This is a genomic window from Pseudoalteromonas sp. NC201 (assembly GCF_002850255.1).
Classification (GTDB): Bacteria; Pseudomonadota; Gammaproteobacteria; order Enterobacterales; family Alteromonadaceae; genus Pseudoalteromonas.
This window is the reverse complement of record NZ_CP022522.1, coordinates 628,387-641,246: the sequence shown is the minus strand read 5'-3', so window position 1 is coordinate 641,246 and position 12,860 is coordinate 628,387. Positions and strand designations below refer to the sequence as shown.

The following is a 12,860-nucleotide window of genomic DNA, read 5'->3' as shown; positions in this document are numbered from 1 at the left end:
CAGATAACTTAACCGACAACACAGTACACCTTTAATATTACAAATAAATAAGAATAAAGGATTGATTTTTCATTGTACCTTTTTGATTGTACTGTTATCAACAACTATTCTCGTATACTGATTAAGCAATTTAATTAATAAAATGCTTCGAACTTCTCCGTCAGGTTGTTGAAATATTGCGTGAATATCCTTATAGCAACCGTCTGTCAACTGAACCAGATCGCCCTCTTTCAAGTCGCATTGCACCTCAACATTGCAAGATTGCATGAGCTCATTAACTAGTTCATCCGGTACTATTTGCAGATCCATTCCATATCGAATGAAATTAGCAACACCTCGAGTGTTTTTTACCGCAGAAAAGTGTGAAGAATGTGGATCAAGACGAACAAATAAATACCGTGGAAAAAGAGGTTGTGTTACCGCTTTCGCACTTGAGTTTTTTTGTTTTATGAAAGTCGGGAAGCAAGATACGATCCCTTGACTTTGAAGATTTGACTGTGCTCTGAATTCCTGTTTTGGTTTACAGTAGAGCAAATACCAGCATTCCATGCGTTGCGTTCCTATAAATAAGCCTGACGGTTTAGGCTCACTATTATACGTATATTCTCAATTGCGTCCACCCTAAAACAGTGCCAATAAAACGCAAACAGCAGCTTTTTTAGCAACGCTTTGTAACGCCAAGCTATTTAGTTAAGTGCGATTACACAACATTAATTTTAAGCACATAAATGAATACTCCCTACAAACTAAAGTGAGGTAGAACCTCATGATCTCTTATGTTCTAATAAAGATAGATAACACTTTCTACTCGTTCTCTTCGTCCAAAAACTGTTATTTCAGATATGGCTTTTCAAAAATACTGTTGGAAACCAGTGACTCAAAACGATAAAGACCTAGCACACTTACAGTTGCATAGTTGTTAATAATAAGAACAAAATTTCAACCTTACCTCCTATATGGAGTATTACTCACCCACTAGGAGTAACTTAGTTGAGGATCTCTCAAATGTTAGAGTGCGCGTTAAAAGCGTATTTTACAGTAAAGAAAAGAGCGGACTGGTTAATTTGCTTGCAATAGACCAGCTATTGGCGCACAAATTTGCCTTGTATTAAGAAGTAACTTCTGGCTAGCGTGATATTGCGCTTTTGAACTTAGGTATTTTAATAGCTTAACTAACTTCTTATCCCGAGTTCCGGTTATATAGCGAAATTTTAGCAGGATTTTGAAACTTGATAACACTGACCGAGAATGGTTTTTGAAACATGAATAACTTTAAGCGCATTCACACCATTTACTTGTATTTTTGAACTACTAATCATCTAGATTGAAGAATTAGCGCAACCCTAAGCTTGCTCAGATCTGCGCTAACTGTTCAGCAAAGAGAACCCTATGCGCGGTGCTTTCTGTACCATTTTAGGATTCGCCATACATGCAAAATTGCGTAGTTATAAACTAAGAAAATTCCGATAAAAGCGACAAACATCACAGATTCTGGAATCTCAAATAGCTCTCCCGCAACGCCTATCGACGCAAATAAAGCACCAATCAGGGAGATTACTAATAAGGCTTGTCGTGAGTTAAAGCCGGCGCGTAAAAATATGTGATGCAGGTGGTCGCGATCAGGGCTAAATGGTGATTTCCCTTTTCGTATACGACGAATAATAATAGCCGCCATGTCCATCAAAGGAACAGCAACTATCCAAAGTGCTGTTACGGGCCTAAAAGAACTTGTCGCCCCTTGAGTGTTGATGGCAAGTAACCACACCACGGTAAAACCAATGAACATACTGCCAGCATCGCCCATAAAAATTTTCTTATACTGAGTTCCAAAAGCACCCAAGTTGAAAATCAAATAAGGAACTAGAGCGACTACCAACAAAACTGACAGTAAATTTTCTTGTCCACTCAAAAACAACAGAATAGATATCGCGCTCAGCGTAATGATAGCCATCGTCCCCAAAAGTCCATCAATACCGTCAACCATGTTAAAAGCATTGATGATTCCGATCACAGCGACGTAGGTAAATAACACGCCAAACCAGCCGAGATTAATGTCTCCAAATGAGAAAAGATCCCCTAGATTTTGAATATAACTATCTATCGAGAATATCATTAGGGAAGCAACAACAATTTGAAAAAATATTCTAAAGCGCACACTCAAATCATGCTTGTCATCCATCACTCCTATCAGCACCATGAGGCCTGATGCTAAAAGGTAACAACCTAATTCGATACTAAAAGGAAAAAAGAGGCTAGATGTAATGAAAATACTACTAAAAACGGCAATTCCACCGATTAGGGGTATATGTCCTTCATGCTTCTTTCTCTCGTTCGGCTTATCAACCAAATTAAAACGGATCGCCATGGGCCGCACGACACCAATTGCGGCTAAAGACATTGCGAACGAAAACAATAAGGCTAACATGAGCTCCACTATAGATTCTCCATTAATGAATTCACCTGAATAGTCGAGTTTGAAGTACAAAATCTGTGAATGTAAAAATATAAAACCACTCTATGACCTCTTTGTCGTTTACAACCTCTTCAGTGAGCGCATGCAGGTGTGTTCTTTAAAACTGGAGCATTATAGCCGATTGATACCACCAATGCACTACCCAAACAACCGCTTCAATAGATGTTTTACATAAATTTGAAACGAATAAAAACGTTCTTGTTGTGATCTTTTGTTATTTAACGTTAACCCGTGAATTGCTCTTGTCTTAAACAAAAGCAGCCCCGCTGTCCAAACTAATGATAATCACATGTTTTATCAGTAAAAATATCCAAGCTTAGCCATACTTTACATGCCTATTAAGATTACATAGCAACCTGTTTATTGATCTTTCAAATCCTGTATAATGCATCTTTTTTTAAGCATCATGGAATAATTGCCTAATGTCCGAGTCGACACTAATCACGCGGAATGAACCACCTGAATTTTCAGAATTAGCTAAGTTTTTATGGTCAGCAAAACTAATGATATTAGGCATCAGTTTTATATTTGCTATCGCCGGAGTGATGTTAGCGCTCAGCTTACCAAACACATATCGTTCGAGCGTAGTGTTAGCACCAACACAAAGCTTGAAAAATGCATCAGCTGACTTAGGTAGTTCTTTAGGAGGACTTGCTGCATTAGCTGGAATTTCACCAGCCCAAAACGGTGGATTTAAAACTGAAGTCGCACTGGCAAAACTTCAAAGCAAAGAATTTTTATACCGATTATTTGATGAACAGAACTTAATCATTCCACTCATCGCATCCAAATCATGGGATGCTGAAACTAATACGCTCACTCTTGACGAGGCAATAATAGACCCTAAGACGACTCAGTTCCTTGAGTTGGATGAACGAGCACAACTGTGGGAAACCTACAAAGCTTTTTCCAAAATGCTTAGTGTAGAAGAGCAAAGAAATGGGATGTTTACCATTTCGTTTGAACACCTTTCGCCGTACTTTGCCCAGAAGATATTGGACACATTGATAAGCGAAATTAATCAAACAATGCAAACTTACGACATCAAGCAAGCTGAAAAAAGTATTGAGTATTTAAATAGAAAGTTAGAACAAACAACTATTGCAGATATGCAAGTGGTCTTTTATCGTTTGATTGAAGAGCAAACGAAGCAAAAAATGCTCACTGAAATTGAAGACGAATATATCTTTACCACAATTGATCCACCAAGCTTCGAAGAAGAGAAGTATGCACCAAAGCGCGCTTTTATCGTAATCATCTTAACGATTTTAGGTGGTTTATTTGCAACTTTTATCTATCTCGTCCGCTTTTACTCACAAAGAAATAGATAAACACATAGACGTTGGTAATACATCAAAGTGTTGTTACCAACGAATACAAATTACAACTTTGGTAATTTACTCTTTTTGATAGCAATGTTGTTATTTGTGAGCTGAATACAAAAAGGCTATTAAAAAGCCAATAAACTAATCTACGGTAATAAAATTCACTTTTTATGAAAGACCTTCTCAATAAAAAAATTTACTCAGGCGACCAGTTTGATGCAATACGAGCAAATGCCTTAAAGGCAGACAAGCCTGTTGCGATTTCATTCGTTAACCCATTTTCTTACCATGAAGTACAAAAACGGCCTGAGCTGGTCGAAAATATTGATTACTTTTTTTCAGATGGTGCGCTACTTTGTAAGCTAAATAACTTGTTTCTACCTAAAATAACGCGTGCAAGTTTTGACTATAGCTCAATTGCAGCACCGTTTCTTCAGCATATTAGTGACGAACATTTAAATTTAGCTGTTATTGGTGCAACTGCAGACGAAAATGAAAAAGCAGTAAAGGTCCTCAAGCAACAATATCCAAATATTCATATTGTTTATGCTCGAGACGGGTATATTGATGATACAGCCCCCGTGTTGAAAGAGTTGGAAGAACGCAACGTAGATGTAGTATTAGTTGGTATGGGTACTCCATATCAAGAGCAATTCTGCGTAACCGCTAAAAACAAAATTCACTTACCTATGCTGTTCATTACTTGTGGTGGATTTCTAACACAGACTTCAATAAAACCAGATTATTACCACCCTATAATAAAGAAATTAGGACTACGGTGGCTACAACGTATGGTTAAACACAAACATGTTCGGGATCGCGTTATCCGCCAATATCCGAAGTTTATTGTTAGCTACCTATATCACATGCTAAAAAAGAAGTAGTCAATGCAACGAGCTAGCTTTCCTCAATTTGTAACTTTTGCGGCCATATTTCTTCTTTTCTATTGGCCTACGTACTTCATACCGTCAATTGCGCCAACGGTTATGCAAAAGTCTTACTTTATTGTAATGCTTGGAATGTTGACTATCAGCATTTTAGCAACGAGGACAAAGTTCGCTTTACCTAGCTTGGCATATGTCTACTTATTACCTACAGTAGCAATGCTGATTACATTTCCATTTCAGTGGCAACACTTTTCAAGCTTCCACTTTGGCGTATTAATTAAGCCATTTTTTCTGTTTTTTTATACTGCAGCATTCTTTTCTTTGTTACGCACACACTTTCAACTACAAGACTTACCAAAACTTACTAAAGTGCTGCTTGGAATGATGATTCTGCAGCTAGTTTTTATCGCATTGCAGATCATTTTAGGTGATATACCAGCATTAAAAATCATCAACTCAAGGCAAGTTTATGCTGGCTTCGGATTTAGAGCTCCAGGAACCTTTGAATGGGTATACATCACCTGCTATGTCCTCAGTTTTTTCCTTGTCTACTGCATTATGGAGTTTTTCCTAGGAAAAAGGAAAGTAGCAGCTGGCATTAGCATTACTTTTATCTTCTTAGCCATTTTTCTTTCTCAATCTAAGACGGGATATCTAGCCACCGCAATAATTGCCATTTACTTCTCAGCTTTATCCGTTGCATTGAATTTAGGAATAGCAAAAAAGCTGCTTATTTTAAAAGGCTGTTTTATAGGCCTAGCTATACTTGCCATCCTCCAGCTAGATATCAATTTACAGTATATTGTCCAATTTATTGAGTTGATGAGTTCAGGTGAATTGGATGGCTCAACGTCAACTAGAAAAGCCCAAACAATTACCGCTTTGAGCCAAGGTCTTGAATACTGGTATTCAGGTTCCCCTCTCGCCTATGACGGAGTGATCATAGAGAATACCTATTTAGATTACTTATTTAGATATGGTCTATTTGGTCTTATTGCTATTACATCTGTATTGATTATTTTTTATTTTTATTCATTGAAGGTATGTTTTACTTCAAGAAGGCATATTGCTACTTTAGGTTTTACACACCTTAAACTGTCCGTATCAGCTCACTTGTCTGTTACCGCAGCTATTCTTTATGCTTTTACGGGCACTCCCTTAGATGCCTACCGCTCTGCGCTTTGGTCTGCGTTTGTCGCCGCACTGATGGTTTATCTTGATTATCTGAGTAAGGACCATATCAAAAGCACATAATCTCCTCCATAAAATGAAACATTAACTGCTGACGATGTATATCGTAACACGGCAAAAGCTATGGCGTATTTTTACCACAGGAAGTCGACTGTCGATTCTGAATATTGGCGTTTTGATGCTCAGACTGGCTGCACTAAATCAATCCAAACTGAGCATTATCTTTGTCAACAGCACTTCTGTCACTGCCATTGCACAGTGCTTTGCACTTTTAATAGCTAAACATAAAAAAGCTGTAAGCGTCGCCTAAACCTCACCTAGCAACTGAATCTGCTCGACTTAGAAAGCACTACCAATCAATGAGTTTTACCTGCTTCACTAGCCCATAACGCGGTGAAACAATATCAATCAGCTTGATTTAAAACAGGTGCTTTTGTGGAGTGTGCATGGTTGATTTTGGTTTCATTTTTTACACTTGAATTGCAATTTTTTTGCTTGTGTGATTCAAAAAGCAGAAATTTGAGGATAGTAAGATCGTTTAGATCTTCAAGTAATTCAATAAATCAAATTAGTTTCAGGATGAGCCAATTATTACTAGGCTGGTACAAAACTCTGAACCAACTCAAAAGCGCTGTTCACCTTTAGTGAGCAGCGCTTCAACCCGACCTAATTAATCGTTATAGGTGTACTGTAAAGCTCTGACAGTGCATTTGTGAAGTCATCCACTTCGGTAGACTCTTTTACAATCTTGGTTGTTATCAACATGATTAACTCTGTTTTGGTTACAGAGTCAGACTTACTTTTAAATAGATTACCTAGTAATGGCAATTCTGAAAGTAAGGGGACGCTATTGTCCTGATCATTTTTAGACTCTTGGATAAGCCCCCCTAATGCAACCGTCTGCCCATCACTCGATAATATTTCGGTGCTAATTGAACGGTTTGTAATCACCGGTGAATTTGAACCACCTAACTCATTCGATTCTGCATTACTATTTGACATAGAAACGGATAACGAGATAACTCCTTGTGAGTTAATCGTTGGCGATATACTTACACTAATCCCTGTAGAACGATACTGTACGGAATTTGATACCGAGTTATTATTACCTATATCTTCTACCGTTTGGGTAATAATTGGTACCTGCAGCCCAGAGTTGATTGTTGCAGATTCGCCATCTCTGACAATAAAATATGGTCTCGATAATACTCGAATATCTTCGCTCTTATCTTTCCATTGAGGTTCAGCTTTCCAGTTGCCTGATATTACCGTACCAGCAATAGCACCTTCAGCACTACTCAGGGTAAAACTACTTCCAGGTTTCTTCATCCCCTTGCTGTTATACGCCCATTCAACTCCAGTGGCTGCTGAGTCTGTCAATGTGACTTCTAAAATAGTGACATCAAGGATTACCTGGCCCGGTAAAGAATCCATCTTTTCAAGTAGAGATTCGACCAAGCGGTACTCGTCTTTTGTCGCATAGAATATCAATGAGTTTTGTTGCTTATTCAAAGAGAAGCTTAGCTTTCCATCAGGGGTTGATCCGCCTTGAGCTGAGCTGCTCTCACCGTTTTTATCTGATTGGAAATTCTGCAATAATGGGGCTAATGCCGTTTTCATATCTTCTGCTTTTGCATATAGCGGCTTAAACACAAAATATTGGCGCTCATCTCCAGCTATTGGCACATCTATTTTTTGTGCCCAGAAGCTCATTCTATCCACAATTTCCGCACTGCTGGCATAAACAACAACAGAGTTGATACGTGGAATGGTAACAAAGGAAACATCGCCGCTAGAGCCCATAGCTAATCCATCTTCAGTTAACAGCTCTCTAATTTTCTTAACACCATCGTCAGGTGCAATGTGGGCAAACTCAAATAATCTGATTTCTCTTCCGTATGCTCTTGGGACATCAAGCATATTAATCAGGTTAACCGCTCTAATTATTTCACTCTTCTCGCCCTCTAATATAAGTAACTTTTGAGCTCCATAAACGGTTACCGTCGCTGTCGATAACTTATCTAAAATGCTAGTTAAATTTCTACTGCTGCTATATACAAATGGAACTATTTGAGTGATAGCTCCTCCAACATCAGGAACATCTTCTACAGCTTTACCTATACCAACAGAAATTGTGTTTTTCTTGTCCCTACCCTGCGCTAAAGTAAGGTAGATAATTTTGTCTTTGTAGTACGCGCTAATTCCACTTTCTTGCATTGTTTTAATAACAGCCTGGTAAAACTCAGGACGCGGAATTTCTTCAGAGAAATTTAATGTCAGCTTTTTACTAGATGCAGCTAATTCAGCAGATAGTACATAATTGATACCCAAAATTTCTTGAAATGCACGATTAGAAAACTCTTTTATTGGCAGTTCATCCGCGGCAAATGATACACTTGGCCCTTCTAACGCAGGCACATCAATAGAATCTTGATTTACTGCCGATACACCGCCCCAGTCACTAATGTCAGTTTCACTGTAAACGCGTTCGGATTTACTCCCGCTTTCTTCAAGATTTTCACTTTCAATTGCAGCGCGCTCACTGCTAATAATTGAAGGGGTAACTTTTAATTCCTTGTTTAACTTTGGGTTGTTGGCTGCACAGCCGGAAACCAACAACACGCTAAAAAATAAGGCGTTATGATTTATTTTTGAAAATACCACTTTAAACGTCTCCAGCTTGTGGGGATACTTCAACCTCTAATAGAACACTTTTATACATTTCAATGCTGATATTATTACCATCAGATATAATAACTGAACCTGCAATAATATCATTAACTGTATAATGGAAAAATGATTCACCAATTGAGACTGGTTTTATCTCATTAATATTGTCACCCGTGACCCTAAGCAGCGCCTGAGATTTTCCACCGGTTACATATATTGCGATAGGTGAAACCTTTACCTCTGTGACTTTCTTTTCATTACTTTGTACTTTTTCGATTTTTTTGTATTCAACATTAAAAAAATCTGCGAAACGTTTTGGTTCAAACTTCTCAAACGTCACTTTTGCTTTCTGGTTTTGGTCAAGTTCGTTGTTTAAATTAACCTCTTCATACGAGCTTTGAAGGCTTATGATGTACGATATAAACAAATAACAGGCAAAAATTAACGCCGTAAAAAAAATGGCTAAGTTTCTCATAATGTTGAATACACCTGCACAAATTCAATGTTTGCCGTTGCAAATCCTTGATTAGCAATTTCTTGGAAAAAAGATACCTGTCTCACCTTTTTTCCTTTTTCTATGTTTTCTAAACTATCTAGCAGCGCAATGATCTGATTAAGCGGCCCTTCTACGTGCAAATTTCCTGTAAAAGCTGAGTAACCATCATTTATTTTTACCGCTCGCTTTGGAGATTTATTATTAACTTCTATTTCGAGTTCCGCAGTTGCATCATCAATTGCTTTTAACCAAATCAAGCTCACATTATCGTCTTTTTTCAAACGGGGAAGGTTGGCAAATGTTTGCAGTTCAGCTTCAAAGCGCTTTTGTTTCTCGTCTAATAGATCAACGGACGTTATTACCTTCTGTTGTTTGCTTATTAATTGATTAAGGCTATCAATTTCTCTTCTTTTATCAGCTACCCAATCCCACCAAGGAAAGACAAAAAATTCCAACACAAGGATCCCTATGATCGCTACTAAGCCTAACTTTGCTTTTGGTGTTAACTGCGCACTCATTTCCAATCTACCTGTATTGAGAATATTTCTTTACCTGAGTTATGTTTGATTAACGCCCTAGTAAACTTTGCTTCTGATACATGTTCCGCTTCACTATACTTTTGTAGCAAAGCAGTGGCATTCGCAGTCCTTCCTCGGAGCTGTGCGCCTGTTGGAATAATAACAACTTGATCGTACATCACCTCTATATCCCCAGTATCAATTAAAGCTAACTTATTCAATACATTCGGGTTTTCTGCAAAAAACACTGTTAATCCTTCAATTTGCGCCCCTCGACCATCCAAGGTCTTTCGTTTTAATAATGCCTCATCAACCACTGGTTCATTCGCTAACTTCAGTGCTTGTAGTGTCGATAATTTGTATTCAGTATAGAGAGAAGTAGACAACAGAGCGGCCCCTGCGAGCGCTGACAGCGCAATCCCCAACGTTTTATTACTCATTTTTTGTGTTGCTTTACTGACCTGAGTTTTTGTTCGTAAACTGAATAGGTCAGTATAAGATAGGGTGTCCGCAGTCTTTAATAATTCAGTTTGAGTGCTTCCTTCAGTACTTAAGAGTGCAAATGGCGACTCATCTTCCACCCGATCATGCTCAGGTATAATATATAAACAGTCATCAGGAATTTGCTCTTTGGCCGCTGACGGCAAGACAAAAAAAGTGAGCTTGAATTTTTTGGCGTCACTAAGCAGACGAAATTGCCAAAATACCTCACCTTTCAGCGGTAATTTAGTCGCTTTCTCTGCGTTGATAAGGTTCTTTAATTCCGGAAGCAGCTTAAGCGCATATGTTCTTTCAATTACCCAAAGCTGCTGCCGAGCAACAACACATGCTGTCCCTAACGCAAACGAGGGCTTTTTTCGTTCTGTAGATTCCAACTCTCCAGCCGCATTGATGGTGTACTTCAACCACAGTAACGCGTTGACTGAGCCTAGCTTTTTCAGATTCTCATGCATATTTAAAAAACTAACTTCTCATTACTAATAAAGTAAGGGCGTATCGAGCCAACCCCTCTGTAAAAAACAAATTGCTTGGCATAATTTGAATTGGTTCTAGACAAAATTTTTATCTTAAAACGACCACTAGGGTATACCCTCTCATTTCCACTTTCTGCGCTGCCTGAGGTGTCGCTATTGTTGGAAAAGCCAAGCACGGAGTATAAATTGCTTGGTGCAAATTGTCGAACAAGGTACGGCGAACCATACATCACAAGATTGCCTGCAACTTTTTCAAAAAGCGACTCATCACCTAAGATATAACGTAATTCTTGCTTGCTTTGAATTGTTTTGTTTGCTGGCAGAAATGGTTGCTCGTAGTCACCCTTTTCAGCTCCCTCTAACCTCACTAAATCATCCTTATCCTGCCAATCGTCAAGCCTGTCCATAATAGTTTGCAAATTTTCAGGCGTTGTTTCACGTAAAATAAGCTGCCGAAATCGCTTTTCATCAAATGGCATTAATGAAACTACACCGAACAGATCCTGTACTACAATGTCGTAATCTCGATATTTAAAGGGTTTACCGTTGATATTGTCGAAAAATGTACTATCAGTAAATTGCTCACCCGAACTACTCGTTGGCCCAAGTACACTCAGTGGTGTTGTAATTAATTCAAATACTAACTCGGACTGGATGGAGTGTACCTCAAGTTCAACATTGCTTCTATTTTTCAAAATCTCAGTATAATTATTGGTTAACTGCCCTTGAGTAGAAAAAAACATCATAATAGCTGCTAGGCAGGCTGAAATCATAAGAACGATTAGCAGTGCCGCACCGTCATTTTTAGCCTTCAAATGCATTTTGAGTATTCCGCTCTAGGTAGTTAAACTCTGGTAGTCGTACTTTAAAAGACTCACTTTCACCGTTGTTTGTATCAAACAATATTTCAATAAAAATCGGAGTTATCCCTCGCTCCCTTCCATCATAATTGCTATACCATGTTGGCTTAGGTTTTGTTGGAGGTGCAAAATATTCAGAAAAGTAGTTATAAAACTCAAACTGGTCTTTCCAACCAAAATAGCGAAAACGTACATTCTCCCCTTCAAAGAGTACAGTAGGGTTTTCGCACCGATCATTCCCTTGTCTATAATCCGGCAGTCCTACGCTGCCGAATGGCAACTCGCAATAGCTTATCCCTTGATCCGTAGAGAACAAACTAACGATGGAAAGAGGGGACTTTGTGAGCAATGAAGCTTCGGTAATAAAAGTAATTTCTTTTTGACTGCCCACAAAAAACGGCATATCGCTAGGCTTATCATAAACGCTAACGAAGTAAGGTTTCACTCCTTTCATTTGCTGCCTCAACACTTTTAAAGAAGCTAAAGCTCGAACCTCTGCCTTGTCGACCTTCTTACCCATTTGTTGTAGCGCAAACCGATAAGAAGAAACGGATATAGCAATGACAATACTAAAAATAGTCATCGCAACAAGTACTTCAACTAACGTGAAAGCTGTTTGCTTTGGTTTAAAATTGCCAAAATACATCTTTAAACTTCGCAACCTCATATTCATCTAGAGCATCATAAACCGTGGCCTCATACAGGACGATTTCACCCACTTCGGAGGACTGCCCATTCTCATCTGAAATCACACGCTGCGCTTTCTTCTTTTCTAAAACTTCAACTCCCCAGTTGAAAACCATACCATCAACAACAAGCTCCCCTTTGTTTTTGCTTAAATATTGATATTGGTATTGTATTTCGTCCAAAGCTAGCTCAACCACTTTGGCGCGAACAAGATTCCTATCCAGACGACTCTCAAAAAGGAAATACGATCGCATAACATAGGTTAAGCTCGTAATAGCGATGAATAGTAAAATGGACGCAATCAGAACTTCAATTAGAGTCATACCTTTATTAGCTTTCACCATTTGACCCTTTTATTAGTTCCAAGCTGCTATGGCTAAATGCGATATAGGAAAGAGGAGATATTTCAAAGTCCTTTTCATTGAGTTTTACATGTTTGAAGTGCACCTGTTTTACAATTCGAACACTCTGACTACTTGGTACTTCAGAGTCAATATCGTCCTCGAGGCTAGATGGCTTGTCATCTTCACCCGAGCTCACCTCTGATGTTTCAAGCTTAGGCAAGGTAATGGTTAACGAAGTCTCTTGGCTTGAAATCAACAGACTCTGGTTGTTGTAAAAGGCGTATAGTCTCGCATACTCAAGCAAAGCCGTTACTTGCCGTTTCTCTGCCAAGTATCTTATTTTATCTAACTGTCCCCATAGATTTGGCAACACAATGGAGCTTGCAAGCCCTACAAGCGCAAGCACAATCAAAAGCTCCACCAAGGTAAAACCTT

At 38.6% G+C, this 12,860-nt stretch carries 13 protein-coding genes and 1 pseudogene; 3 read left to right on the top strand and 11 right to left on the bottom strand.

Annotation, left to right across the window (positions count from 1 at the left end):
* Nucleotides 1-69 precede the first annotated feature (69 nt).
* Entirely contained in the window at nt 70-549 is a 480-nt protein-coding gene (gene rfaH, locus PNC201_RS02760) for a transcription/translation regulatory transformer protein RfaH (protein ID WP_010605769.1), read from the bottom strand.
* Between the two features lie 838 nt (nt 550-1,387).
* Nucleotides 1,388-2,425 (bottom strand): UDP-N-acetylglucosamine--undecaprenyl-phosphate N-acetylglucosaminephosphotransferase, encoded by a 1,038-nt coding sequence (gene wecA, locus PNC201_RS02755; protein WP_039841210.1) that lies wholly within the window; start codon nt 2,423-2,425, stop codon nt 1,388-1,390.
* A gap of 551 nt (nt 2,426-2,976) precedes the next feature.
* On the opposite strand from wecA, the gene PNC201_RS02750 reads away from it, so the two are divergent.
* The 3 genes from PNC201_RS02750 to PNC201_RS02740 all read left to right on the top strand — a co-directional run bounded on the left by PNC201_RS02750 (nt 2,977) and on the right by PNC201_RS02740 (nt 5,939).
* Nucleotides 2,977-3,804: an LPS O-antigen length regulator gene (locus tag PNC201_RS02750; protein ID WP_158299100.1), complete on the top strand. Its 828-nt coding sequence runs from the start codon at nt 2,977-2,979 to the stop codon at nt 3,802-3,804.
* Between the two features lie 164 nt (nt 3,805-3,968).
* On the top strand, nt 3,969-4,682 hold the full coding sequence (locus tag PNC201_RS02745) for a WecB/TagA/CpsF family glycosyltransferase (protein ID WP_010605772.1): 714 nt from the start codon (nt 3,969-3,971) through the stop codon (nt 4,680-4,682).
* Nucleotides 4,683-4,685: 3 nt separating this feature from the next.
* Nucleotides 4,686-5,939 (top strand): O-antigen ligase family protein, encoded by a 1,254-nt coding sequence (locus PNC201_RS02740; protein WP_102056093.1) that lies wholly within the window; start codon nt 4,686-4,688, stop codon nt 5,937-5,939.
* Between the two features lie 603 nt (nt 5,940-6,542).
* Here PNC201_RS02740 and PNC201_RS02730 read toward each other — a convergent pair.
* The 9 genes and pseudogenes from PNC201_RS02730 to PNC201_RS02695 all read right to left on the bottom strand — a co-directional run bounded on the left by PNC201_RS02730 (nt 6,543) and on the right by PNC201_RS02695 (nt 12,846).
* On the bottom strand, nt 6,543-8,540 hold the full coding sequence (locus tag PNC201_RS02730) for a secretin N-terminal domain-containing protein (protein ID WP_010605775.1): 1,998 nt from the start codon (nt 8,538-8,540) through the stop codon (nt 6,543-6,545).
* A 1-nt stretch (nt 8,541) separates the two neighbouring features.
* Entirely contained in the window at nt 8,542-9,021 is a 480-nt protein-coding gene (locus PNC201_RS02725) for a hypothetical protein (protein ID WP_010605776.1), read from the bottom strand.
* On the bottom strand, nt 9,018-9,497 hold the full coding sequence (locus PNC201_RS02720; RefSeq protein WP_158299099.1) for a hypothetical protein: 480 nt from the start codon (nt 9,495-9,497) through the stop codon (nt 9,018-9,020). The genes PNC201_RS02725 and PNC201_RS02720 overlap by 4 nt, the downstream gene beginning before the upstream one ends.
* Nucleotides 9,498-9,556: 59 nt before the next feature.
* Entirely contained in the window at nt 9,557-10,513 is a 957-nt protein-coding gene (locus tag PNC201_RS02715; RefSeq protein WP_102056090.1) for a hypothetical protein, read from the bottom strand.
* Nucleotides 10,514-10,515: 2 nt separating this feature from the next.
* A complete protein-coding gene (locus PNC201_RS02710; RefSeq protein WP_102056089.1) occupies nt 10,516-11,355 on the bottom strand; it encodes a type II secretion system protein GspK in 840 nt (279 codons plus the stop codon).
* The gene (locus PNC201_RS02705; RefSeq protein WP_233525204.1) at nt 11,339-11,977 is read right to left on the bottom strand and encodes a hypothetical protein; all 639 of its coding nucleotides are present in this window, start codon (nt 11,975-11,977) and stop codon (nt 11,339-11,341) included. Before PNC201_RS02705 ends, PNC201_RS02710 begins: the two co-directional genes overlap by 17 nt.
* Nucleotides 11,978-12,040, bottom strand: a pseudogene (locus tag PNC201_RS23705) (type II secretion system protein); the annotation flags it as partial.
* A complete protein-coding gene (locus PNC201_RS02700; RefSeq protein ID WP_102056088.1) occupies nt 12,021-12,425 on the bottom strand; it encodes a prepilin-type N-terminal cleavage/methylation domain-containing protein in 405 nt (134 codons plus the stop codon). The gene PNC201_RS02700 and the pseudogene PNC201_RS23705, both read right to left, overlap by 20 nt.
* Nucleotides 12,412-12,846: a pilus assembly FimT family protein gene (locus PNC201_RS02695; protein ID WP_158299098.1), complete on the bottom strand. Its 435-nt coding sequence runs from the start codon at nt 12,844-12,846 to the stop codon at nt 12,412-12,414. The genes PNC201_RS02700 and PNC201_RS02695 overlap by 14 nt, the downstream gene beginning before the upstream one ends.
* Between the last annotated feature and the right edge of the window lie 14 nt (nt 12,847-12,860).

What these genes read in the sequence shown, in the direction of transcription:
- rfaH (WP_010605769.1), bottom strand. Translation starts at nt 549, where the DNA reads ATGGAATGCTGGTATTTGCTCTACTGTAAACCAAAACAGGAATTCAGA.
- wecA (WP_039841210.1), bottom strand. Translation starts at nt 2,425, where the DNA reads ATGTTAGCCTTATTGTTTTCGTTCGCAATGTCTTTAGCCGCAATTGGT.
- PNC201_RS02750 (WP_158299100.1), top strand. Translation starts at nt 2,977, where the DNA reads ATGATATTAGGCATCAGTTTTATATTTGCTATCGCCGGAGTGATGTTA.
- PNC201_RS02745 (WP_010605772.1), top strand. Translation starts at nt 3,969, where the DNA reads ATGAAAGACCTTCTCAATAAAAAAATTTACTCAGGCGACCAGTTTGAT.
- PNC201_RS02740 (WP_102056093.1), top strand. Translation starts at nt 4,686, where the DNA reads ATGCAACGAGCTAGCTTTCCTCAATTTGTAACTTTTGCGGCCATATTT.
- PNC201_RS02725 (WP_010605776.1), bottom strand. Translation starts at nt 9,021, where the DNA reads ATGAGAAACTTAGCCATTTTTTTTACGGCGTTAATTTTTGCCTGTTAT.
- PNC201_RS02715 (WP_102056090.1), bottom strand. Translation starts at nt 10,513, where the DNA reads ATGCATGAGAATCTGAAAAAGCTAGGCTCAGTCAACGCGTTACTGTGG.
- PNC201_RS02710 (WP_102056089.1), bottom strand. Translation starts at nt 11,355, where the DNA reads ATGCATTTGAAGGCTAAAAATGACGGTGCGGCACTGCTAATCGTTCTT.
- PNC201_RS02705 (WP_233525204.1), bottom strand. Translation starts at nt 11,977, where the DNA reads ATGACTATTTTTAGTATTGTCATTGCTATATCCGTTTCTTCTTATCGG.
- PNC201_RS02700 (WP_102056088.1), bottom strand. Translation starts at nt 12,425, where the DNA reads ATGGTGAAAGCTAATAAAGGTATGACTCTAATTGAAGTTCTGATTGCG.